The organism is Runella limosa DSM 17973 (assembly GCF_000482465.1).
GTDB lineage: Bacteria > Bacteroidota > Bacteroidia > Cytophagales > Spirosomataceae > Runella > Runella limosa.
The window spans coordinates 167,933-192,787 of the sequence record NZ_KI519422.1 but is presented as its reverse complement, the minus strand read 5'-3'; the positions used below and the strand labels follow the sequence as shown (position 1 = coordinate 192,787).

Below are 24,855 nucleotides of genomic sequence, written 5' to 3'. Positions count from 1 at the left end.
CGTACTTATTTCATTCATGCGTCATTCTCGTCTATATATCTGCCTTAGTTTATTCGCCATTGGTTTCACCAGTTGCCAAAGTGAAGATGCTACCGAGGGGCTTTTTGAATCGGTAACCAGTTCGGGTATTGATTTTGAAAATAAGGTAACCAACAGCGAAGACTTCAACATCTTCAACTACCGTAACTTCTACAACGGAGGTGGTGTGGGAATAGGTGATGTCAACAACGACGGGCTACCCGATGTTTATATGACGTCGAACATGGGTGAAAATAAACTCTACCTCAACAAAGGCAATTTTAAGTTTGAGGATATTACCAAAAAAGCAGGCGTTGCCGAGGCAGGCAAGTGGAGCACGGGTGTGGTGATGGTGGACATTAACTACGATGGTTTGTTGGATATTTATGTCTGTAATGCGGGCATTGACAAACGCATCAAAAACCAGGGCAATTCGCTTTATATCAACAATGGCGATATGACCTTCACCGAAAAAGCCAAAGAATTTGGCCTCGATGAAGATGGCTATACTACCCACGCCGCCTTTTTTGACTACGACCTCGACGGTGATTTGGACTGTTATATTTTGAACAATAGCTTCATCCCTGTCAATACCCTCAACTACGACAACAACCGTGACTTACGCGCCAAAGACTGGCCTGTCAAAGATTACTTAAAAGGTGGCGGGGATAAATTACTTAGAAACGACAACAACAAGTTTGTCGATGTCAGTGAGCAAGCAGGGATTTATGGAAGTTTGATTGGGTTTGGATTGGGCGTGACCGTCGGTGACCTCAACAATGACAACTACCCCGATATTTATATTTCAAATGACTTTTTTGAAAAAGATTATCTCTATATCAATCAACGCAACGGGACATTTAAAGAAGAAATAGAACAACGAATCGGGCACACCAGCTTGGCCTCCATGGGGGCTGATTTTGCCGATATTAATAACGATGGCTACTCGGATATTTTTACGACCGACATGCTTCCCATCGACGAAACTCGCCTTAAAAGCACCACCTCGTTTGAAAGCCATTACATCTTCAAACTCAAACAAAAGAAAGGGTTTTACAATCAGTTTATGCAAAACGCCTTACAGCTCAACAACCAAGACGGCACTTACAGCGAGATTGCGTGCCTGAGCGGCGTTGAAGCGAGCGACTGGAGTTGGGGGGCATTGATGTTTGATGCCGACAACGACATGAAAACCGACATCTATGTATCTAACGGTATTTATAACGACGTCATTGACCAAGATTTTATTGACTTCTTTGCCGACGAAGTAGCCCAAACAATGGTGCTCTCAGGAGAGAAAAAGAGCTTTGATGCCATTATCAATCAAATGCCCTCACGCCCCATTGTCAACAATTTTTTCCATAACAAAGGCAACCTCAAATTTGAAGAAGCCAGCAAAAGTTTTGGATTTGGAACGCCTTCCTTTTCCAATGGGGCAGCTTATGCCGATTTGGACAATGACGGGGATCTGGATTTGGTCGTCAACAACGTCAACCAAAAAGCGTTTGTGTATCGCAACAAAACCAACGAAGACAAAAATATTCACTACGTCAAGTTTAAACTAAAAGGCGAAGATAAAAACCGCGATGCGATTGGAACGCAGCTAAAAGTCTATGTAAAAGACCAAATTTTAAGCAAAAATATCATGCCTGCGCGGGGCTTTCAGTCAAGTACCGAATATCCCGTAACGCTGGGTCTTGGTGCAAATACTAAAATCGACTCCGTAACCATTACTTGGTACGATGGCCGCATCAGCAAACTTAACAACCTGCCCGTTGACCGAACCCACGAACTGAGCATTAGTAGTGGTAAAAAGCTCCCCGCTCCTACCCCTGTTGAGCGATTGTCGCTCTATTTGGCAAAAACCGATGCTCCCTTCGACACCCATAAGGAAAACGATTACGAAGATTTTTACCAAGAAAAAAACATCCCCGTTAAGCTATCAAAAGAAGGCCCAAGGGCTGCCGTAGGAGATGTTAACAACGACGGTACCGAAGACATTTACATTTGCGGGGCGGCCAACCAAGCGGGGCAGTTGTATTTGCAAGTCAACGGCTCGTTCAAAAAATCGGAACAAAAGATTTTTGAAGACTTTAAATATTTTGAAGATACTGAAGCTGTGTTTTTCGACGCCGACAAAGACGGTGACTTAGATTTATACATTGGGGCAGGAGGAAACGAACTTGACCCTAAACAACGAGGTTTAAACGACCGCTTGTATGCCAACGACGGCAAAGGCAACTTCTCCCTCGCCGCCAACGCCCTGCCACCAAACGGCATGAATACCAGCGTTGTGATTCCGATGGATTATGACAAAGACGGCGACTTAGACTTGTTTGTCGGTAGCCGAAGTTTGCCCAAAACCTACGGACTTTCTCCCGTCAGCTACGTTTTTGAAAACCTTGGTAACCTCAAATTCAAAGACAGTACCCCCGAAAGTTTCCAAACCTTGGGCATGATTCGTGACGCTGCTTGGGAAGACATCAACGGCGATGGTAACAAAGAACTCACAGTAGTCGGTGATTGGATGAATCCCATGACTTTTGCGTACCAAAACGGAGCTTTTACCCAAATCAAAACAGGTTTAGAAGATTACCAAGGCTTTTGGGGAAGAATCGAAGCCGTGGACATCGACAACGATAAAGATTTGGATTTGGTACTAGGAAACATCGGCGATAACTTCATGTTGCGCGCTTCCGAAAACAGCCCTATCAAAATTTGGGTAAGCGATTTTGACAACAATGGATTAACCGATAAAATCTTAACCAAAACCGTTGAGGACGAAGATAGTCCTGTGCTCCTGAAACGCGAAATGATGGAGCAGTTTCCGATTTTGAAAAAAGAAAGTTTGAAACACTCGGCGTACGCGACCAAAAGGCTAAAGGATTTATTTACGTCCGAAGTACTTTCAAAAGCAACGGTCAAACAAGTAAACTACATGCACTCTGCCGTAGCCATCAACGACGGCAAAGGCAATTTTAGCCTATCAATACTTCCTGTGGAAGCCCAGATTTCGTGCATCAACGCGACCTACTGCGTCGATATCAACAACGATGGATTGAAAGATATTTTGCTGGGAGGCAACAACTACAATTTCATTCCTCAGTTTTCGCGTTTGGACGCTTTCAAGGGAAAAATTCTTATCAACAAGGGAAAAGGCGTTTTTGCCGCAGTCTCCGACCACTTTTCGGGCTTTACTCCGCAGGGCGAAATGACCCAACTAAAACCCGTCAAGGTCAATGGCACGCCATACGTGATTAGTTTATTGAACAATTCCATACCACAATTATTTAAAATAGAACAGCCCAAACCCACGCTATGAAAAACAAAGTGCGGACAGGAATGTGGAAATTTATTGGGGCAACAATCGCGCTTATTGGGTGCTTTTCTTGGCCTATTTTAGCACAAAATGCGGGCAACTTACTTCGTTTTTCGGCCCAAAATACCGAACTCCGCTTAGTTGGCTCGTCGGCCGAAGTGCGGGTGCAGGTCTTCTCGAACAACGTTTTTAAGGTAACGCAGTTTCCTTCCAACAGCGTTTTTCAAGACACCTCCTATGCCGTCGTTGGCCAACCGCTTTCACTGCGTCAATTTCAGTTGGTAGAAACCCCTTCGACGCTGACGATTGTTACCCCTTCTAGCCAATTAGAAATCACCAAGTCCCCGATTTCGATTGCGCTAAAATCAAACAGCAAAACCAAAATCAAACAAGACGTTTTTGGCTATAAGAACCAAGACGTTTCGCTCTCGTTTGTCATCAATCCCAACGAAATTTTTCACGGTACAGGAGGAAGGGTGTCCAAAGTAAATATGACAGGAAAAGTCGCCGAGTTTACCAATACCTTCCGTTCGTGGTATTTTGATGATATCTATGGACAAACATTCGGATTGGCTCAAAGCATTACCATCCCGTTTTTTGTGGCCTCGGGGCAATACGGCCTCTTGCTCGACAGTCCGCTCCCTGGCGACATGCGCGCTTACTTAGGCGCATTGGACTCTACCCGAATAGATGCCCAAATAAGCAGCCCAGGACTCTGGTCGTATTATTTTATCAACGGCGCCAACAACGACGAAATTTTATCCGAATATACCGCCCTCACGGGACGGCAACCGTTGGTTCCACGTTGGGCATTGGGCTATCTCCAATCCAAAAGCAGCTACAGTACCGAGCGCGAGGTAAACGATGTAATTACCAATTTACAGAGTCAGAGCTTTCCCTTGGATGCCATCATCATCAATACCCCGTGGCAAGGAAACACCAACAACCTTGGGAATATGAATTGGGGACAAACGGGCTTTCCGTCCCCCGCCAACATGATGAAAAACTGGTTGGCCAAAGGGGTAAAAACAGTGGTGATGAACTCACCCTACGTCAACAAAGCCTCCCCGAATTACCGTAGTTTAGATTCGCTTCGTCTTTTAACAAAAACACTTTCGGCAGCCACAGGTATCCTCACCCAAGGCGGTGATACGACCAGTTTGCTGGACATTTTTCAAACCAATACCCAACAGTGGCTCGCCAGTAAACTAACTCCTCGGACAAACGACGGTATCGGCGGCTGGGCGAGTGTCGGGCTAGAGCCACCGCAACATCCCACGTCTTTTGTCCATAACAATACTCCCTCGGCACAAGTCCATAATCTTTACTCGTTGCTCTGGGCCAAAACCATCTATGACAACCACCGCGCGGCTTTTCCCGCCAGTCGCTTGTTTCATCTCTCAAGCTCGGCTTGGACGGGCGCACAGCGGTACGGAGTTTTGCCTTGGACTGGCAATGTTGCTCGGTATTGGCTAGGGCTTACCCTCCAAATTCCGATGATGATTCACGCGGGCTACTCAGGTTTAGCATATATGCACTCCGACATTGGGGGTTATGTGACACCCTCCGACAAAGCGCCTAAAGACGAAGAAATGGACATGCGTTGGACACAATTTGGGACGTTTTCGCCCATTATGCGCGTCAATGGTGAACGAAACGTTACCGAACCATACATCCTAACGCAGCCTTTTTACAACAACACCCGCGCCGCGATAAAGCTTCGCTATCAGCTACTTCCGTACATTTACAGCCTTGCCTATCACACCACCACAACGGGGCGGCCTTTGTGCCTTTCAATGGACTACTTTGAACCATCCAACCGCCTAGCAAACATCGACGATCAGTTCTTTTTTGGCAAAAACCTACTCGTCGCTCCCGTTATGATTCACGGAATGCTCGTTCGGAAAGTGCAATTGCCCAATGGAAAATGGTTTGATTTCTGGTCAAAGAAATCTTATCAGGGTGGAGGTAATATTTTTGAAAATGTAGCCCTCGAAAATATCCCCGTGTATGTACCTGCGGGTGGTTTTGTCCCCATGGCCGTCAGTGCTAAGTCTTCGACCGATGCCTACGTTTCGGATAGTTTAGTCATCAAGTTTTTTCAGGATGTGTCGGTACCTAACTCCGATTTTACCATTTTCCACGACAAGGGCACGGATGCAAACGCGCTTACAAATCAAAATTACGAACTCCTCAAACTGGCGGGAAAATCCAAGACTGACACCATCGGTGTAACACTCACCCGCACGCACACCTACGCCCAAGGGCTCGGGAGTCGTTATATTTTGTTGGAAATAAAAAATGTAACCAGCATTCCTAAAGCGGTGCTGCTCGATGGGCAAACGATTCCCGTTAGCTTTTTAACGGAGTCGCCCCTAAAAGCTAAAACGGCCTATTACGATTTACCCAATTTTCAATTGAGTATCCCCTTTGATTGGGATTGTAACAAGACCGCCTCAGTCCAAATCATTCGTGCCGATTTGGGGATTCTCACCAGTGTTGTACCATCAGCAAAAGACGCCCTCGTTGTTTATCCCAATCCAGCCCAGGACTTTGGCGCAGTAAACTTGCAAATCATCGCCCCTACAACCGACGATTATACCATTGAAGTGATTGATATACTGGGAACCTTGGTTTACAAACACTCCCTCGGTAACTTGACCCAATACCAACAAACCCACCATAGCCTCCCCTCGACTCCTCAAAAGGGCATTTTTACCGTGCTGCTTAGAAACACAAAAGGGGAAGTGACCACCAAAAAAATGATGATTCTATGATACGCCAACGGTTATTGATAGCGATGGGAGTTTTGTGTAGCTTGGTTTATCTCATCGGCTGCGTGGACGATTTCAATGCAGATATTTACACCTCCAAAGAATACTTGCTGGTAGATGGGACACTGACAGACTTAAACGAGCCTCAATATATCTCTATTTTTAGTACGCCCAAAGATGCTTCGTTCAAAAGCTCCGATTTCACGTCCAAAATCTATCCAGCGCGGCAGTCTTATTTCCCTGAGCAGCAAGCCCTCGTCAAGCTGATTATCAATCAAAAAGACGAAATTCAGCTCGAAGAACGGCTCGCGGGTTACTACTATTGTCCCAATGGTTTTCGGGCAAAAGCAGGAAATACGTACCAATTGCGGTTTCAGTTGGCCAACGGCAAAGTATATGAAACTGATGTCGAAACAATGTATTCTGTACCAGCCATCAAAAACGTATCGGAGGATTTTAACCTCACAGGGATTCCCAATGCAGCAGGGTCGAGTACAACCGTTTCGAGCAACGATATTTATGTCGATTTTGATGATGCCCCCAACGAAAAGAATTTTTACCGCTGGCGGTGGGTCAACTGGGAAATCCAGCGCATTTGTGCCACGTGCACCCAAGGACGCTATTATTTATTTGAAACCGAACAAGGAGAAACAGGCGATTGCTACCGAGACCTGACCTTAAAAGTCAACGACCGATTTGATTATTACTGCGGAACGCGCTGTTGGGACATTTTTTACAGTTCGGACATCAACATTTTGTCGGATGTTTATACCAATGGGAAATCTCAAAAAAACAGGCTTGCCGCCCAAATTCCCCTGCGGCAGTCGAATCCTTGCTTGGTAAGTCTCCAGCAAATGTCCTTGGCACCCAACACTTATCGTTATCTAAAATTACTCCAAGACCAATCTATCAATACAGGTACTTTGGCCGATACGCCTCCTGCACCTTTGCGAGGAAATATCCGAAACATAAAAGACGCCAATGAGTTGGTATTGGGCTATTTTTCGGCCTCTTCGGTGAGCGAGGTACGCGTAATGCTCGACCGCCGAAATACCACAGGAGGGCTTCCAAATGGCCTTTATAGCTTTATCAACAACCGCCCCGTTACGCTCGAAGAACTCTCAAACGAGCGTCCTGATATTCCGTTGGCCATTTGTCAACCAAGTTTTACCCGCACCCCTATTACCCCCCTTGGCTGGCGATGAAAAAAACACTTTACTTATTATTGGGATGGCTTTTGAGCGCCTCTAGCGTTTTGGGTCAGATATATACCATTAGCGGAACGGTTTTGGACTCCATTAGCAAGCAACCGCTCGTGGGAGCCACTGTTATCCTTGACCACAACCGCAGCAAAGGAGCTACCAAAACCGACGAAAAGGGTGAGTTTACCCTCACCGTTGACCGCCAAAGTCACGTCGTAGCCATACGTTATGTAGGGTACGTGCCTTATTCCAAGTATTTTCCGCCAATGACCCGCAGCCTGAAAATAACTGTGCTGTTGGATAAAACCGAAAATCAGTTGGAGGAAGTCGTGATTACGACCAAAGGGTTTGACCAAACCATTCGACAACCGATTTTGGGGGTAAATCAAATCAACATCAAGACCTTCCAAAAACTCCCTTCGGCTTTTGGGGAAGTGGATTTATTGCGCGGAATTCAGATGCTCCCTGGGGTTACGAGCGTGGGAGAAGCCTCCAACGGGGTCAATATTCGAGGCGGAACCACCGACCAAAATTTGATTCTCTTGGACGATACGCCCATTTTTAACCCTACGCACATGTTTGGGCTGTTTTCAGTATTCCCTCCCGATGCGGTTTCTACCTTGGATTTGTACAAGGGCAACGTGCCAGGTCGGTACGGTGGACGCGCGGCGTCAGTACTCGACATCAAACTCCGAAATCCTGCCTTAGACAGCCTCAAAATCAAGGGTGGCGTCAGCATTGTGTCAAACCGACTCATGGTTAATGTTCCCGTTGTCAAAGACAAACTTGGGTTTTATGTGGCAGCGCGGGGTGCTTTCAATGATTTTTTGTTGCCAATTGCTTCCGATAAGTTGAAAGACATCAAAGCAAAATTTGGCGAGGGCGTTTGGAAAGGGTTTTGGAAAATTAACCCTAAAAACACCCTGACGGGCACGTTTTACAAAAGCTATGACCTTTTTAGCACCAATCTCCTCCCAGGGCTCCCCAATGTGATTGGTGAGTTTACCCGCTACCAGCATACTTCTACCAACGCTGCCGCCCGCTGGTTGACAGTAATTTCACCCAAAATGGACATCCAAACCACCGCCGTTTATGCCCATTATACCCCACAAATATCAACCCAAGAAAAAGACACCGACAACTTCGTCGATTTGAATTCGGCCCTGACTCAAAAGCAACTCAAGTCCAACCTAAACTATGTATTGACCAACTACAAGCTGGAAACGGGGCTTAGTTTTACCCGTTACGATATTCAACCTGGCGAGCTAGTCCCCAATAACAGCACCAGTGTGAGTAATGTGCTCACGCCTTCCGAACGCGCTAACGAATGGGCATGGCACGCCGACAATGAATACAGTTTCAACAAGCAATTGGCGATTTCAGTCGGGCTTCGGTATTCGTATTTTCAGACGTTGGGGCCAGCCCTTTACCGAAATTACGAAGCAGGCCAACCCCGCGACGATTTCTCCGTGATAGACTCTGTACAAGCGGGTAACAACAAAGTGTTTAGCCACTACGGCGGTTTTGAACCTAGAGTCGGGATTCGGTACGCCCTGAACGAACGGACGTCGTTCAAGTTTGGGTACAACCTCATGCGTCAGTATTTGCAGATTGTTTCCAATACCACCACGCCCATCCCAACCTCTCGCTGGAAAACAAGCGACCTGCACATCAAACCCCAAATCAGCAATTTGTTATCGGCAGGCTACTACTATTCGTTCGACAACGACATCTATGAGATTTCGGTGGAAGGTTATTACCGATTCACCCGAAACATGGTGGACTACAAACCTGGCGCCGATTTTTTGCTCCAACCCTACCCCGAAACGCAAATTGTACAAGGTTTGAGCAAAGCTTACGGCCTCGAAGTGATGTTGACCAAGAAAAAAGGGCGGCTCAACGGCTGGGTCAATTATACCTATTCGCGCACCTTTAACCGCACCTACACCGACCTCCCTTCGATTGAGCAAGTCAACAACGGGGATTGGTACCGCGCCAATTACGACCGACCGCACAGCGTCAACACTTCGTTCGACATCAGCATTGACAAACACAATTCGTTTAGTTTTACGTTTATTTATAGCACAGGGCGGCCTTACACGCAGCCCGTGGGTTTTGTCAATTACCTCAACAATTTCTTTCCGTTTTACGAAGCACGTAACAACAAACGCGTGCCCGATTATCACCGTTTAGATTTTGCTTGGAACATTTACAATCCCAGCATGAAAGACCGTCGTTTCAGAGGTAAATGGGCATTTACGGTCTATAATTTGTACGCCCGTCGGAATGTATATTCGGTCTTTTTCAAAACCGAAAAGAACATTAGCCAAGCAAAACGTTTGCAGATTTTTGGCGCGCCTATTGTTAGTTTAGCCTATAATTTTGAATTTTAATGATGCTTAACCACACTCGTTTATACCGTTTTTTTGCCTTTTGTATCGTTAGCTACGTAACCTATTCGTTCTCAGGCTGCCAGCCGAGCGAGCCCAAAGCACCTGCCCAATTCCGATTACTAGAATCGTCCGAAACGGGAATTGAGTTTGCCAACAATCTAAAAGCCGATAGCAAGCTTAATATCTTCAACTACATGTACTTCTACAACGGAAGTGGCGTAGGAGCGGGGGATTTCAACAACGACGGCCTCGTGGATTTGTGTTTTACGGGAAATCTTTCGAACAACAAACTGTACCTCAATCGGGGCAAAATGAAGTTTGAAGACGTAACTGCACAAGCCAACATCAACCAAGGCAAGGCATGGGCCAACGGCGTGTCGGTCGTGGACATCAACCAAGACGGGAAACTGGACATTTACATCAGCCAAGTAGGCGGAATCCCGAGTTTGGACGGGCGAAATTTGCTGTTTATTTGTAAAGAAATTACGGCAAAAGGAGTCCCCATTTACGAAGAGAAAGCCAAAGAATACGGCCTCGATTTGAAAGGATTGGGCACGCAAGCTGCCTTTTTTGACTACGATTTAGACGGTGATTTAGATTTTTTTCAACTTAACCACTCCGTTCACCAAAACGGCACTTTTGGCTTTCGTTCGGCTTTTCAAGGAACGCCCCACCCCACGGCAGGCGATAAGTTTTTCCGCAACGACAATGGCAAATTTGTGGAAGTTACGCAGCAAGCGCACATCATCGATGATGTACTAGGCTACGGCTTGGGGGTAGGCATTGGCGATGTCAACCTCGACGGCTATCCTGATATGTACATCGGGAACGATTTTCACGAAAATGACTACCTCTACATCAATCAGCGCAATGGCTCGTTTGCCGAAGATTCTGAGCGGCAACTCATGCACACGAGTCAGTTTTCGATGGGTATCGACATCGGCGACTTGAACAATGACCTCCTGCCCGAGATTATCTCGCTCGACATGCTTCCCAACGACAAAGAAATCTTGAAGCGTTCGGAAGGAGAAGATTCGTACAACATTTTCAAGTACAAAATCCGCCAAGGATACAGCTATCAGTTTGCCCGAAATAACCTCCAACTCAACCGAAATGGCCTTTTTTCGGAAATGGGAATGTACGCGGGCATACACGCCACCGACTGGTCGTGGTCGCCGCTGATGATGGATTTTGACAACGACGGGAAGAAAGACATTTTCATTTCTAACGGCATTCCCAAACGAATGAACGACATCGACTACATTCAGTTTGTCTCCAACGAAGCCATCCAACAGAAAATGAACAAGGGCGAATTTAACGAAGATGACCCCGAAGTGGTGGATATTTTGCCCGAAATCAAACTTCCCAATAAGTTTTACCACAACACCCAAAACCTGCAGTTTACTGATTGGCAAAACGCCATCGAAAATGACAAACCTTCGTTTTCTAACGGTGCGATTTATGCCGATTTGGACAACGATGGCGACCTCGACGTGATTGCCAACAACATCAACGACAAGGCATTTATCTACGAAAATCTTTCGACGACCAACGAGTCGATTACCCTTCAAGTCGAAGGGAAAACGGGCAACCGCAACGCGATTGGCGCCAAGTGTTTGGTATTCCGAAAAGGGGAAGTGATTAGCTACGAGAAATTTCCCGTGCGGGGCTTTCAGTCGAGCGCCGAAATTCCACTGGTGATGGGGGTCGGAAAAATAGCCGAAGTGGATTCGTTGCTTCTCGTTTGGCCCAATCAAACCTACCAAGTGTTACGTAAAAGCGAGGTAAAAAAACAGCTTAAACTTGTCCAAAGCGAAAACTTGCCCCGTTTTGATTATCAACGTTTGCAAAAACTACTGACCCCCAAGGTGCCTTTTGAGGACAAAACAACGGCTCTGACCCTAGATTTTGGGCACCAAGAAAACAATTTTAACGAACTTGACCGCGAAGCACTCATTCCGCATTTGGCCTCGTCGGCAGGGCCTGCGGTAGCGGTAGCTGATATTAACCACGACGGGCTTGAAGACATTTTTTTGGGCAATGCCCGCGATGCCCTCAGCAAAGTGTATCTCCAAAATGCCAACGGCAAGTTTCAGAATTTGCCCCAACCTGCCCTCGAAAAAGACCTTATTTACGAGGATGTGGACGCCCAATGGGCCGATGTCAACGGCGACAAACACCTTGATTTGGTGGTGGCAAGCGGCGGAAATGAGTTTTTTGGCAATACGTACCAGCTCCAGCCACGGGTATATTTGAACAATGGACGCGGCCAACTGACCCGCAAAGAAGATGCCTTCAAAGACCTTTACGTAACGGCTTCGTGCGTGCGGGCTTTCGATTTTACGGGCGACGGAGCGGTGGATTTGTTCATCGGTGGACGTTCCATTCCCAAAGCTTACGGCGACAATCCTAGTTCGTATTTACTCGTTAATGACGGCAAAGGAAATTTTACGGACAAAACAACGCAACTAGCGCCAGAACTGCGTACCATCGGAATGGTGACCAATGTTGAACTGGTGGATCTGAACAAAGACCAACGCCTTGATTTACTGTTGTCTATCGAGTGGAAATCCCTAACAGTTTTTCACCAAAACAACGGGCGGTTTGAAAAAGCAATAACCCTTGGAAGCAATCAGAAAGGCTGGTGGAATTTTACGCTGACGCACGATTTTGACCAAGACGGTGATTTGGATATTTTGGCAGGAAATTTGGGATTAAATAGCCGTATCAAAGCTTCTGAAAAAGAGCCCGTTCGGTTGTACGTGGGTGACATTGACAAAAACGACCGCGTTGACCAGATTTTGACCTACTACCTCAAGGGCGAAGAAACCTTGTTTGCCAATAAAATGGAAACCGACAAGCAGTTTCCCTACATCAAAAAGGAATACATCCACGCCCGCGATTTTGCCAAAACGTCGGTAGAAAACCTGTTTGGAAAAGATAAACTCAGTAAAATGGCGGTTTTAGAAGCCAATGAATTTGCCAATGGCGTGTTTGTCAACGACGGCAAAGGGAATTTTCAGTTTCAGCCTTTGCCGTACTTGGCGCAGTTGAGCCCGTACAAAACAGCGACCATCATCGACGCCAACGGCGATAACCTGCCTGATGTGTTTTTAGGAGGAAATTTTTATGATAACAACATCCAAATGGGGCGGTACGACGCCGATTTTGGCACTGTTTTGCTCAACAAAGGCAAAAATCAGTTTGAAATTCAGCTTTCCAAAGTGCCGATTTACGGGCAAGTTCGGCACATCAAACCGTTTAAAAATTCGGCAGGAAAATTGTACTGGCTATTGGCAAAAAACAACGATAAAGCCCAAATTTTATCACTTACCACCCCAGCTTTCCGAAAGTTTTAAAACTTTCGGAAAGTTCTAGGTGGCTTTGTGTATTTTTGTAAAATAGGCAGCCGTAGAATGGCCTAGTAACCAATGAAGCATTCCTCATTATTTATTATTCTTAGTTTGTTTTTAGGAGCAAGCGGTTGTCAACAATCCGCTCCTGACGAAAACCTGTTTGAAACACTTTCTTCGTCTGAAACGGGCATTGAGTTTACCAATCAAATTCTTGACAAAAAAGAACTAAACATCTTTAACTACCGCAATTTCTACAACGGTGGCGGGGTGGCCATCGCCGATGTCAACAACGACGGCTGGGCGGATATTTACGTAACCTCTAATTTTGAAGAAAATAAACTGTACCTCAACAAAGGTAAAAATCTCGAAGAACGCTGGAAGTTTGAGGACGTCACCAGCAAAGCGGGCGTAGGCGGCAAAAAGGCTTGGTCCACGGGTACTACCTTTGCCGACGTCAACGGTGACGGGCTGATGGATATTTATGTCTGCAATGCGGGCAACATCAAAGGCGATAGCCGTGGAAATGAGCTATTTATCAACCAAGGCATTGGTCCCGACGGTGTGCCTACGTTTGTGGACAAAGCCCCCGAATATGGGCTAGTCGATGGAGGGTATTCGACCCACGCCGCCTTTTTTGACTACGACCGCGACGGCGACTTAGACATGTATTTGCTCAACAATAGCTTTACGCCCGTCAACAAACTGCAATACCAAAACATCCGTACCGTTCGCGATTCTCTCGGCGGCCACAAGCTTTTTCGAAATGAAATGATTCAGGCAGGCAAAGCCAACCTTGCCACACCCACGAAACTTGCCATACCGACAAAGGAGGTATCCAAAAACCCAATCCGCTTCACCGACGTCTCCGAAGAAGCAGGCATCTACGGGAGTTTGATTGCGTTTGGCTTGGGCGTAACCGTGGGTGACGTCAACGGCGACAATTGGCTGGATATTTACGTGTCAAACGACTTCTACGAACGCGATTATTTGTACATCAACCAACGCAACGGCACCTTCAAAGAATCGTTGGAGCAAAGCATGAACCACATCAGCATGTCGTCGATGGGAGCTGATATTGCCGACATTAACAACGACGGCTTATTAGATGTTTTTGTGACCGACATGCTACCGCGCGACGATAAACGCCTCAAAACCACCACAGTATTTGAAGGATACGAACTGACCGAATTTAAACTAAAGCAAGATTATTGGCATCAGTACATGCGCAATATGCTGCATTTGAATCAGGGAAATCAGGCGATAATCGATAGTCCACAGTCGATGGGCGATGGTAAACAGGAAACCCAAAACAAAAAACTCGAAACAGGAAACCCAAAACCGAAAACAGTCCTCTCCCCCACCTTCACCGAGGTTGGGCAATTGGCGGGGGTACATGCAACGGATTGGAGCTGGGGCGCGCTGATTTTTGACATGGACAATGACGGCCTCAAGGATTTGTTTGTAGCCAACGGCATCATCAAAAACCTGACTGACCAAGACTATGTGGCGTTTTTGGCCGACAAAGACAATATTCAGGCGATGTTAGAAGGGAGAATGAAGTTTGACTACCGCAAGTTTGTCGATATGATTTCGACCACTCCTATTTCAAACTTTGCCTTCAAAAACAAAGGAAACCTTGCTTTCGACGATAAAGCACCCACTTGGGGGTTGGCCGAACCTAGTTTTTCAAACGGGGCGGCCTACGGCGATTTGGACAACGACGGCGATTTAGATTTAGTCGTCAATAACAACAATTCGCCGCTCAGTGTGTATCGAAACCACTCGGTTGAAAAACTCAAAACGCATTTTTTACGGGTCAATTTAAAAGGCACAAGCGCCAACCCGCACGCCATTGGTGCCAAAGTATCGGTTTACCAAAAAGGCCAAATGCAGTGTTTGCAACAAATGCCAACGCGCGGTTTTCAATCCTCCAGCGACCTGACGATGGTTTTTGGTTTGGGAAAAAACCCTCAAATCGATTCCTTGGTGGTCATTTGGCCTGACGACCGCAAGCAAACACTCGCCAACGTCAAGACCGATACTGAATTAACGTTGAACCACGCCGACGCCCGCGACCTTTGGAAGTTTTCACCTCCTCAGTTTACCAACCTGCCTTTCAACGATCTTACGTCAACCTCGGGACTGGACTTTTTGCACGAAGAAAACGCCTTTGTTGACTACAACCGCGACGGCCTTCTCAAACAAATGTATTCGACCCAAGGGCCTGCGCTGGCCGTGGGCGATGTCAACGGCGATGGCCTCGACGATGCCTACATTGGTGGAGGGGCGGGCAAACCACGGGCGTTGTTTTTGCAAACAAGTGCGGGAAAATTCACGAAGTCTAATCAAATCACGTTCAATACCCCTAGCCAAGCCGACGAAACCGCCGCCTTGTTTTTCGATGCCGACGGTGACAAAGACCTTGATTTGTTGGTGGTAAGGGGCGGAAATGAGTTTTTATCCAACGACCCTGCCTTGGCCGATGCGCTCTATTTCAACGACGGCAAAGGGAACTTTACACTGTCCAACACCTTCCCTAAGTTATTGGACAATGGCTCGTGCGTGGCAGCGGCTGATTACGACCGCGACGGCGACCTTGACCTCTTTGTCGGTAGTCGGATGGTGTCGGCGCAGTATGGTTACAGCCCCAAAAGCCACCTGCTACAAAACGACAGCAAAGGAAATTTTACGGACGTTACCACGCAAACCCTCACCAACGGGCAACTAGGCATGGTCACTGACGCCCAATGGGCCGACGTTGACAAAGACTCATACCCCGATTTGGTCGTAGTCGGTGATTGGATGCCGATTACGGTACTTAAAAATCAAAAAGGGAAATTCCTTCCGCAAACCGTTCCGCAGTCGGAAGGCTGGTGGAATGTCATTGAACCTACGGATATTGATAACGACGGCGACATTGACTTTGTGGTCGGAAACTTAGGGCTGAACACCAAGCTCAAGTGCTCCGAAAAAGAACCTGCCGAACTGTATATCAATGATTTTGACCAAAACGGCACCGTAGAACAAATCATCGTTTCGTACAATCCTGACGGCAAACCTTACCCGATGGTCTTGAAGTCAGATTTGCAAAAAGTCTTGCCTGTCATCAACAAGCGCTTCGTGAAACATGTCGATTACGCAGGGCAACCCATCGACGCATTATTTACCAGCGACCAACTCGAAGGTGTCGAGACCAAAAAAGCCGTGCAGGCGGCCTCGTCTTTATTGCTCAACGATGGCAAAGGGAATTTTACGTTGGTAGCGTTACCGTTGGAAGCCCAGCTATCCCCCATTTTTGGCATTGTAGCTACCGACTATAACCACGACGGTAAAACCGATTTATTGCTCACAGGCAACTTCTTCGACGTGCTACCAGAAATAGGTCGCTACGACTCCAACGATGGTTTATTGCTTCAAAATATGGGTAAAAATGCCAGCGGACAGCCCACTTTTGCGCCCGTCCGCCCCGCGCAGTCGGGTTTTGCGGTACGCGGGCAAGTACGCCGCATGAAAACCCTTCGAACGGCGCAAGGGAAGAATTACGTTATTTTGGCCAAAAACAAAGACAAAGTGCAGGTGTTTGGGATGAAGTAAACGGAGATTCACCCCTTCCAAGTCCCCATTGCCCGCAATCCAACCACGCCACCCAAGCCCAAGACAATCAGGGCGTAGTGGCCGTATAAGCCAAAAAGCCACTGAATCAGGTACAAACTCGGAATGGTGATAAAAAAGCCAATGGAAGTCACCAGCGTAAGCGCCGTGGCGCGGTAATGCGCGGGCGCATTGAGCGATACCAAGGTAGAAAACTGAGGGGAATCGGCCACAACGCTAATGCCCCAAACGAGCAAAAAGCCCAGCAATACGGCGGGTGAGTAGGTAGGTAAAAATACACTTGCCACACAGCAAAAGTACGATACCATCAGCGCCCACCAAGCCGTTCGATGACTTCCCCAGCGAAGCGACAATTCGCCCGTAAGGACGCAGCCCAACGCCCCCGAAGCAATCACCGCAAAAGCGACCAAGGCCACGGGTAAGGAGTGATGCGTACGTTCGTTGTAGCTACTCAAAATTACGGGCACAAACGCCCAAAAGGTATATAACTCAAACATGTGCCCGAAGTACCCAAAGGCGTATTTACGAAACAACTTGTCTCGAAACACCTCCCGTAACACCGCAGGGTTGAACCGCCCCGCTACCCGACGGTACGGGCCGTCGCGCAGTAGCAAACCCACCACGAGCCCGCCGCCAACGGCCAACGCAGAGGTCGCTTCAATGACGTATTGCCACGGCAGAGTCAATGAAAACGACTTGATTGCGTACGGAAACGCCGTTCCCAACACCAATGCCCCCACCAAATAGCCCAAGGCTTTGCCCAATCCTGCTTCGTACCAATCGCTACAAATTTTCATCCCAACAGGATAGACACCCGCCAAAAAGAAACCCACTCCCCAACGCGCCAACAACATCGCCGTCAGTGATTCGTAGGTAGCCAACACGGCCAAATTACAACCCGCCGCCAACAGCGCCGAGCCCATAAACACCCGCACGGGCGAAAATCGGTCGGCAATCGAGAAATAGGAATACGTCAGCGTTCCCATCACAAATCCGAGCTGCACAGCCGTGGTCATGGTAGGCATAAAGGCCGCAGTGGTAGAATGGAATGCCTGTAAGGCAGGCAAAATGGCATTGACCGCAAACCACAGCGAAGTACCCGCAAACTGGGCAATAACCACCAACGGTAAAAGGTACAAAGGGCGTTTCATAGAAGCGTTTCAAAAAAGTTTTTAAAGCTACACAAAAATGAATTGCCCATCGCTTCGTTTTTCCACAGTCGATTAACTCTCTCTTGCACGAAGCTTTTTAGTTAACCACATAGATCAGATAGCTTTTGCCCATAAAAAACATAGGTGTATTTTCTATGTGTTTATTCTCTGTGCGCTACGTGTTAAAAAAACTCTTTTCTATGAACCGCTTCCTCGCCTGTTTTCTGCTCTTTGGGGTCAACTTTCTGCCTCAAACCAGCCACGCCCAAGCCCCCGTGTCACCCTCCGCCACGACCTTGTCGGCGCGGTTTCCAGCGCCTGCGGGGTTTCAGCGTACTGCCGCTGCGCCCACATCGTTTGAAGCGTTTTTGCGCCAGCTTCCGCTCAAACTCTGGGGAAGTAAAGTGCTCTATTTTGACGGCCGTACCAAAAACACGCCCGACGTCTATGTTTCGGTCGTGGCTTTAGGCATTGGTAAAAAAGACCTTCATCAATGCGCCGATGCCGTCATGCGGTTGCGGGCGGAGTATTTGTTTCAGCAAAAGCAGTTTGATAAAATTCATTTCAATTTTTTGGCCGACGGTAAGCCCCGTTATTTCAGCACCTACGCCAAAGGCGACTATTCGTATCCAACATTTTGGAAGTACATGGAGTCCATTTTCGCGTCGGCCAACACCCGTTCGTTGCACGACGAGTTGCAGCCTATTTCAATGCAAAACCTGAAAATCGGTGACGTTTTTATTCAAAAAGGTGTACCTTTCGGTCATGCGGTGATGGTAGTGGACATGGTTCAAAATCCTACGACGGGGCAAAAATTGTTTTTGTTAGCCCAAAGCTACATGCCCGCCCAAGAAACCCAGATTTTGAAAAACCCCAACAACTCCACCCTTAGCCCGTGGTACGAACTTAAAAACGAGACATTGGAAACACCTGAGTGGACTTTTGAACCAAGTGACTTACGACGTTTTAAGGACAATTAACGAATTTCGACAATGTCATTTTTCAAGCTTTTCATTCCCGCTTTTTTTATCGTATTAAACCTCACCAGCCACGCCCAGTCGGAATACCTACGGGCTTATCCTGACCACATTGTACGCGCCACCCACAGGGGCATAATGTGGAAAGACTCTACCCTCATGCCGTTTGACGACGGACAAAAAAAGACTTTTGCCGAACTTCTCCAAAACGCCGACTTGGAAGACCAACTGGTACAGAAATATTCCAAAAAACGCCAAGAAAAAGCCCCTCAACTCAACCATGACCCAGGAAGATTTCGGTACGAACCTTTTTTTAGAAAAATGTACGGAAATACCGAAGCTGAAGTCCGCCAAAACCTCGTAGAGATTGTGTGGCTACCCAGTACGTTGAAGAAAAAACTGATGGTGTCAAAAGTCAATAATGTTCATCTACACTTTCAGGCGGTTTCGGGCGAGTTAGAGCGGCATCCCGAATTACTCAAATACGTCAATAACCCTGCGGGTACGTTTGTGTGGCGACTTATCAGCGGCACCAACCGCCTCAGTATGCACAGCTACGGCGTAGCCATCGACATTAACCTCAATTTATCGCATTATTGGCAGTGGGATTGTCGTTGCAAAGACGAAAATGTACCACTTTCCTACCGTAACAAGATAGCCGCTCAAGTAGTAGAAATCTTTGAAAAACACGGCTTTATCTGGGGAGGAAAGTGGTATCACTACGACACCATGCACTTCGAGTATCGTCCTGAGCTGCTTTTTTAGTCCATGGTTGATGGTCGCTGGTTAATAGACTATGGACTATGGGCCTCAATCCTCTTTCTCCAACTCAAAAATAGCCTCGACGGGTTTATCGAAATAACGGGCGATTTTTAGCGCCAACACAACCGACGGCACATACTTCGACGCTTCCAGCGCATTGATGGTCTGGCGCGAAACGCCCACGGCTTCGGCCAAATCGGCTTGGGTGATGCGCTTGATAGCTCTTTCTACGTGAATCGTATTTTTCATGCGGCAGCTCTCCTTTCTTCAAAAAACGGTTTTACATAGACAATCCAGTGAAAACGCGCCAGAAAGACCAACGGTGCCGTGAGCATATTCCACGATACAATCAAATAAAAATCAAGGCCATACGACAACCAAACCGCCAAAATAAATCCGATAAGGTGTACATAAAACCCCCAGAGTAGCGACTCGTGGCGCACTTTCATAATCCATTCGTCGTCGGTGCGTTCACGGGAGAAGGCGACAAAATAAAATCCTATCACGGTCAAGGTCATTAAAAGTTCACCCGCAAAATCGGGATTATTTCCTTCTAATATAGCCCCTAAACCGTCTTTTTTAGAAACCATTATCGTCGTCCACTTTGCTAAAAAGTGTTCTCCTCCAAAAAAACTGACGCTGGGAGCTACTTCCAACAACGCCAACACCGTAAGCACTAAACAAGGTACAAACAACAACCAACCGATTCTCTTAAAGCGATTGGGCAAAAGTAATTTGGTATCCATAGCTGTTAATAGGTTTTTGTTTGAAAAATTGATTTTCGATTCAAATGTAAAGCAAACTTTACATTTAAGCAAATATTTTTTACATAAAGTCAAAAATAAAAGCGTACCGCAATAATTACGGTACGCTTTTATTTTTGACCTTCCCGAAAGTTCTGAAACTTTCGGGAAGGTGGATAAAATTACGCTTCTGCTTCGCCAGCGGCTCCTGGGTAAGTTACTTTGGCGATTTCCATGTCAATCGTAAAACGGCCAATGCCTTCTTCGCCAATCACATCAAACAATTCGACTTGGCGACGGGCAATGTATTCTTCTTCAATTTGCTCTTTTACAAACCACTGCAAGAAGTTTTCGGTCGCATAATCGTCGAGGCGGCGGCTGATGCCTACCAAGCGGTTGATAGCCTGCGAAACCATAATTTCTTGTTCCAACGCCGTTTCAAATACCGAGCGAAACGATGGATATTCTTGGGGGATGCCTACTACATCGGGCGTAATGGCCGTTCCGCCCATGTCGCAGATAAATTTAAAGATTTTGAGCATGTGACCACGTTCTTCGTCGGCTTGCGCAAAAAAGAAATCGCCACTGTGAGAATAACCATTGCGGTCGCACCAAGCGGCCATGGCCAAATATTTTGCCGAAGATTCGGCTTCCATTTTCACTTGTGCATTTAAAGCAATTTCTAAATCTTCTTTCAACGAAGTTCGCATACGAACGGTATCTTTCATAGTTATATTAGTTTGAAATGGGAAGTTTCCATCATTTTTATCAACAATACTACACCCTTTGACGCAAAATTGTTCTATTTCAACCGTGCTTACCTAAAATTTGGAATGAGTCTGAATTTGAGAAACCTACGATTTACAGGAGAGTGAAGGTAAGTAAAGCAAGATTTGTCTTTTTAATTGCGTAACAATCTTCAAATCCAGTCATTTATCATTTTAAACAACGATACAAGTGAGATTCAATACATGGATAGCAGCATTACTTTTGGCGTTGTCTATCAAAGCACAAGCTCAGACCAGTAAGGCCGCCTCTTCAGCGAGTTTTAACACCGCCAAACCTTGGACGTACTGGTGGTGGATGGGAAGCACCGTCACCGAAAGCGACATTACGTGGCAACTCGAAAACTTTGCCAAAGCGGGGTTGGGAGGCGTCCACATTATTCCTATTTATGGCGTCAAAGGACTTGAAAAACAAGCGATTTCGTACCTAAGCCCGCGTTGGATGGAGGTGCTTGCGCATACGGTTCGCGAAGGGAAACGCCTCGGACTGGGTGTCGATATGACCACAGGTACTGGCTGGCCTTTTGGCGGGTCAAACGTATCGCCCGAATTTGCGGCCAAAAAATGGCAGTTTGTCAACGGCGAAATTCAAAGCGCGCTCACCAAACAGGCCGTCAAGCGAGCAGCTCCTGGAGGCGAAGGACTGGTACTTGACCCGTTTTCGGCCAAAGCCATGCCGCATTATGTTCAACGTTTTGACTCGGCATTTGCCAATTTCAAAGACCGTCCTCGCGCCATGTACAACGATTCATACGAAGTTTACGGCGCCAACTGGACCGATGATTTTCTGAATGAATTTCAAAAACGGCGCGGCTACGACCTCAAAAGCCAATGGGCGGCCTTTACCGATACCACCACGGCATTGGTCAAAATCGACTATCACCAGACGCTTTCGGAGTTATTATTGGAAAATTATGCCAAAAAATGGACTGATTGGTCGCACAAGCAAGGTTTCGTCACGCGCTACCAAGCCCACGGTTCGCCAGGCAACTTGCTCGATTTGTACGAAGCCTCCGACATTCCCGAAACCGAATCGTTTGGCACAAGTCGTTTCCCGATTAAGGGATTACGCATCGACGACCAGTACGAAGTGGACCGTTTTGGAACACCTAACGCCCTAGCCATGAAATTCGCGAGTTCGGCCGCGCACCTTGCCTCCAAAAAATGGGTAAGCTCAGAAAGTACCACGTGGTTGGCCAATCATTTTAAAGTCTCACTTTCACAAATCAAGCCGCAGTTGGATGAATTGTTTGTGTCGGGAATCAACCATTTGTTTTACCACGGAACAACCTACACGCCCCAACATGAAGCTTTCCCAGGTTGGTTGTTTTATGCCTCTACCAACTACGGCGTTCATTCCCACTTTTGGAAACACTATCCGTTGTTGAACAAATACGTAGAACGTTCTCAAACGATTTTGCAAAACAGCCAAGCCGATAACGACTTACTCGTTTATTTTCCAGCCCACGACTTATGGGCGACCAAAGCCCGTGCCAACGGAGGAATCCATTTGTTAGAAGTTCACCACGTGGACAAGTGGTTGTTAAAACTCCCTTTTGGGCAACTTAGCAATTGGCTTTGGGACAACGGTTTTTCGTTTGATTTTATTTCCGACGATCAGTTGCAACGCTTTGCGTCGTTGGCCACCAAAAAGTACAAAATGATTTTGGTTCCTGCCACTACTTATATACCCGAAGCGACTCTTTCGCGGCTCGCAGCATTATCAAAAGCAGGCGTTAAGGTAATCTTTATGGAACATTTACCCAGCACCCCAACGGGTTTTGTCCGACAAGCTGAACGGGCGGCGTCTTTCCAAAAACTCCTTCAAACGTGGGCAGGGCAACAGACCCACTTTCCAAGTCTTGAAGACTTGGAAAGTGTCCTAGCCACCCAAAAAATTCGCCAAGAAACGTGGGCTAAAAACGGCTTGCGGTACATTCGCAAAGTACAAAATGGCAAAGTGGTTTACTTTGTCGCTAACCAAAATCAGCTTTTCAGCGAAGGATGGATTACGCTCGCGACGACTGCTCAAAAGGTATATATGTACCAGCCGCTGACCGACAAAACGATGGAATTGTCCGTTAGAACGGAACAAGGTAAAACACAGATTTATCTGTCTCTCCTTTCGGGAGAATCGTGCTTTTTAATGTTGGATGTTGCCTCAAACGTTGGAAAAGTTCAAAACCTTTCCAATACTCAAACCTTCCCTCTAAAAGGCAACTGGAAACTAACATTTGTCGAAGGAAAGCCGTACTTACCCGCACCTAAGGTGCTAACTCAGTTGGTTTCATGGACAAGTTTATCGGATTCGGCCAGCTATTTTTCGGGGACAGCGCGGTATTCGTTGACTTTCGATGTTCCTGCTGGCCTCGAAAAAGCGAGTAAAGTGGTATTGGATTTGGGGGATGTCCGCGAAGTGGCCGAGGTGACGCTCAATGGGCAAAAAATCGGTACGGCCTGGAGTTTGCCTTTCCGTCTCGAACTGCCCGCTGGGAGTTTGAAAGCCAATCAAAATACCCTTGAAATTGAAGTAACCAACCTTTCGGCCAACTACATGCGCCTCCGCGACACGCAGCAGCCCGATTGGAAAAAATTTCAGGAAATCAACATGGTGGACATTCAGTACAAGCCTTTCAACGCTTCGAAGTGGCAGCCTATGCCGTCAGGATTGCTGGGTGAAGTAAAAATGGAGTATTGGGAGAAAAAATAATTTACTTTTTTTTACTTTTTCTGCAACGCTACCTCTCTAACCAACGTACAGGTAAGCAAGAAGATGATTAGATAGATAATCGTATTCGTTTTTATGGCTGTTAGAGAGAGAAAATCGCCGTTGGTCCTACCGACGGCGATTTTTTGTTTTTGTTACTTCCTCAGTTTTCTTTCTCACATATTGTATTTTTACAAAAAATATCAGAGATTATAAATACATTGTTTCTCAAAAAATAGGCAATTATTCAATCCCAAAACCATGAACGATTCCATCATTCAGTTTTTTTTATCCGTTTGCAAAAAACTAGATGACTTAAATTTACCATATATGCTAACAGGGAGTGCCGCAATGAATTACTATTCCGTAATTCGTACGACGCAAGACCTTGATATCGTATTAGAGTTGAAGGAGGAAGAGCTCGAAAATTTTTTAGATTCATTTCCCGAACATTATTTTCATGAACCAACGATTGTGACTGAAATCAAACGAAAGGGTATGTTTAACCTTATTGATTTTAACACAGGGTATAAGATTGATTTTATCCTTCGTAAAAATTCTGCCTATGCAAAAACTGCTTTTTCACGTCGTTGGTTAAGTGAAGATTTTGGTACTCCTATTTGGGTAATTGCTCTGGAAGATCTTCTGTTAGCAAAATTGCTTTGGATTCAACAAATCTACAGTGACCGCCAAGCCAATGATATACAGCAACTATTAACTGACGACAATGTAGATAGAGACTACTTACGTTTCTGGATTAAAGAATTGAATATCAACACATATACAATTAATTTATGACTGATACACCTGATTTTATTGCTCGCAAACAATTTGAAATTATTAGATCTAAGACCGTCCAAGAACGTTTCACAATCTTTGATGGAATGATGACCTTCGTACGCCAAATGACCATTAAACGTATAAAAAAAAGGTTAGGGGCAGATATCAGTGAAGCCGAACTTAAGTACGAACTTATTAAAGAGTACTATGGTTCGGAGCTTTCAGAAAAGCAATTATCAGAAATAAAAATGAGATTATTGAGGAAGTAACACACTT

Annotated in this window: 15 protein-coding genes; 11 read left to right on the top strand and 4 right to left on the bottom strand. The window is 46.3% G+C overall.

From position 1 onward, the window contains the following. Nucleotides 1-16 precede the first annotated feature (16 nt). The 6 genes from K339_RS0118730 (at nt 17) to K339_RS0118705 (ending at nt 16,656) form a co-directional block, all read left to right on the top strand. Entirely contained in the window at nt 17-3,340 is a 3,324-nt protein-coding gene (locus K339_RS0118730; RefSeq protein ID WP_037301097.1) for a VCBS repeat-containing protein, read from the top strand. After that, on the top strand, nt 3,337-6,114 hold the full coding sequence (locus K339_RS0118725) for a TIM-barrel domain-containing protein (RefSeq protein ID WP_028524973.1): 2,778 nt from the start codon (nt 3,337-3,339) through the stop codon (nt 6,112-6,114). The genes K339_RS0118730 and K339_RS0118725 overlap by 4 nt, the downstream gene beginning before the upstream one ends. Then, nucleotides 6,111-7,316, top strand: coding sequence for a DUF4249 domain-containing protein (locus K339_RS0118720; RefSeq protein WP_084332257.1), 1,206 nt, complete (start codon nt 6,111-6,113; stop codon nt 7,314-7,316). Before K339_RS0118725 ends, K339_RS0118720 begins: the two co-directional genes overlap by 4 nt. Then, entirely contained in the window at nt 7,313-9,706 is a 2,394-nt protein-coding gene (locus K339_RS0118715) for a TonB-dependent receptor (RefSeq protein WP_028524971.1), read from the top strand. Before K339_RS0118720 ends, K339_RS0118715 begins: the two co-directional genes overlap by 4 nt. Beyond that, nucleotides 9,706-13,065 carry a VCBS repeat-containing protein gene (locus K339_RS34125; protein ID WP_229598772.1) on the top strand — a complete coding sequence of 1,120 codons (3,360 nt, stop codon included), beginning with the start codon at nt 9,706-9,708 and terminating at the stop codon, nt 13,063-13,065. The genes K339_RS0118715 and K339_RS34125 overlap by 1 nt, the downstream gene beginning before the upstream one ends. A gap of 72 nt (nt 13,066-13,137) precedes the next feature. Continuing rightward, nucleotides 13,138-16,656 carry a VCBS repeat-containing protein gene (locus tag K339_RS0118705; RefSeq protein ID WP_028524970.1) on the top strand — a complete coding sequence of 1,173 codons (3,519 nt, stop codon included), beginning with the start codon at nt 13,138-13,140 and terminating at the stop codon, nt 16,654-16,656. A gap of 8 nt (nt 16,657-16,664) precedes the next feature. On the opposite strand, the gene K339_RS0118700 is transcribed toward K339_RS0118705, so the two are convergent. Then, nucleotides 16,665-17,825, bottom strand: coding sequence for an MFS transporter (locus K339_RS0118700; protein ID WP_028524969.1), 1,161 nt, complete (start codon nt 17,823-17,825; stop codon nt 16,665-16,667). Between the two features lie 200 nt (nt 17,826-18,025). Between K339_RS0118700 and K339_RS34120 the strand changes: the two genes are divergently transcribed. Together K339_RS34120 and K339_RS0118690 are read left to right on the top strand one after the other, a co-directional pair. Further along, nucleotides 18,026-18,805, top strand: coding sequence for a DUF4846 domain-containing protein (locus K339_RS34120; RefSeq protein WP_037301091.1), 780 nt, complete (start codon nt 18,026-18,028; stop codon nt 18,803-18,805). 12 nt (nt 18,806-18,817) lie between these two features. Next, on the top strand, nt 18,818-19,567 hold the full coding sequence (locus K339_RS0118690) for a M15 family metallopeptidase (protein ID WP_037301089.1): 750 nt from the start codon (nt 18,818-18,820) through the stop codon (nt 19,565-19,567). A gap of 45 nt (nt 19,568-19,612) precedes the next feature. On the opposite strand, the gene K339_RS0118685 is transcribed toward K339_RS0118690, so the two are convergent. The 3 genes from K339_RS0118685 to K339_RS0118675 all read right to left on the bottom strand — a co-directional run bounded on the left by K339_RS0118685 (nt 19,613) and on the right by K339_RS0118675 (nt 21,035). Next, nucleotides 19,613-19,813 (bottom strand): helix-turn-helix transcriptional regulator, encoded by a 201-nt coding sequence (locus tag K339_RS0118685; RefSeq protein ID WP_028524967.1) that lies wholly within the window; start codon nt 19,811-19,813, stop codon nt 19,613-19,615. After that, nucleotides 19,810-20,310, bottom strand: coding sequence for a hypothetical protein (locus tag K339_RS0118680; protein WP_028524966.1), 501 nt, complete (start codon nt 20,308-20,310; stop codon nt 19,810-19,812). The genes K339_RS0118685 and K339_RS0118680 overlap by 4 nt, the downstream gene beginning before the upstream one ends. A 179-nt stretch (nt 20,311-20,489) precedes the next feature. Continuing rightward, nucleotides 20,490-21,035, bottom strand: a complete 546-nt coding sequence (locus K339_RS0118675) for a ferritin (protein WP_028524965.1) — start codon at nt 21,033-21,035, stop codon at nt 20,490-20,492. Nucleotides 21,036-21,264: 229 nt separating this feature from the next. Between K339_RS0118675 and K339_RS0118670 the strand changes: the two genes are divergently transcribed. The 3 genes from K339_RS0118670 (at nt 21,265) to K339_RS0118660 (ending at nt 24,848) form a co-directional block, all read left to right on the top strand. Then, complete coding sequence (locus K339_RS0118670) at nt 21,265-23,802, top strand: glycosyl hydrolase (protein ID WP_028524964.1); 2,538 nt, start codon at nt 21,265-21,267, stop codon at nt 23,800-23,802. A gap of 258 nt (nt 23,803-24,060) precedes the next feature. After that, complete coding sequence (locus tag K339_RS0118665) at nt 24,061-24,597, top strand: hypothetical protein (RefSeq protein ID WP_028524963.1); 537 nt, start codon at nt 24,061-24,063, stop codon at nt 24,595-24,597. Continuing rightward, nucleotides 24,594-24,848: a hypothetical protein gene (locus K339_RS0118660; RefSeq protein WP_028524962.1), complete on the top strand. Its 255-nt coding sequence runs from the start codon at nt 24,594-24,596 to the stop codon at nt 24,846-24,848. Before K339_RS0118665 ends, K339_RS0118660 begins: the two co-directional genes overlap by 4 nt. Nucleotides 24,849-24,855 lie beyond the last annotated feature (7 nt).

Excerpts from the sequence above, each read along its gene's own strand:
- K339_RS0118730 (WP_037301097.1), top strand. The coding sequence starts at position 17 with ATGCGTCATTCTCGTCTATATATCTGCCTTAGTTTATTCGCCATTGGT.
- K339_RS0118725 (WP_028524973.1), top strand. The coding sequence starts at position 3,337 with ATGAAAAACAAAGTGCGGACAGGAATGTGGAAATTTATTGGGGCAACA.
- K339_RS0118720 (WP_084332257.1), top strand. The coding sequence starts at position 6,111 with ATGATACGCCAACGGTTATTGATAGCGATGGGAGTTTTGTGTAGCTTG.
- K339_RS0118715 (WP_028524971.1), top strand. The coding sequence starts at position 7,313 with ATGAAAAAAACACTTTACTTATTATTGGGATGGCTTTTGAGCGCCTCT.
- K339_RS34125 (WP_229598772.1), top strand. The coding sequence starts at position 9,706 with ATGATGCTTAACCACACTCGTTTATACCGTTTTTTTGCCTTTTGTATC.
- K339_RS0118705 (WP_028524970.1), top strand. The coding sequence starts at position 13,138 with ATGAAGCATTCCTCATTATTTATTATTCTTAGTTTGTTTTTAGGAGCA.
- K339_RS0118700 (WP_028524969.1), bottom strand. The coding sequence starts at position 17,825 with ATGAAACGCCCTTTGTACCTTTTACCGTTGGTGGTTATTGCCCAGTTT.
- K339_RS34120 (WP_037301091.1), top strand. The coding sequence starts at position 18,026 with ATGAACCGCTTCCTCGCCTGTTTTCTGCTCTTTGGGGTCAACTTTCTG.
- K339_RS0118690 (WP_037301089.1), top strand. The coding sequence starts at position 18,818 with ATGTCATTTTTCAAGCTTTTCATTCCCGCTTTTTTTATCGTATTAAAC.
- K339_RS0118685 (WP_028524967.1), bottom strand. The coding sequence starts at position 19,813 with ATGAAAAATACGATTCACGTAGAAAGAGCTATCAAGCGCATCACCCAA.
- K339_RS0118680 (WP_028524966.1), bottom strand. The coding sequence starts at position 20,310 with ATGGATACCAAATTACTTTTGCCCAATCGCTTTAAGAGAATCGGTTGG.
- K339_RS0118675 (WP_028524965.1), bottom strand. The coding sequence starts at position 21,035 with ATGAAAGATACCGTTCGTATGCGAACTTCGTTGAAAGAAGATTTAGAA.
- K339_RS0118665 (WP_028524963.1), top strand. The coding sequence starts at position 24,061 with ATGAACGATTCCATCATTCAGTTTTTTTTATCCGTTTGCAAAAAACTA.
- K339_RS0118660 (WP_028524962.1), top strand. The coding sequence starts at position 24,594 with ATGACTGATACACCTGATTTTATTGCTCGCAAACAATTTGAAATTATT.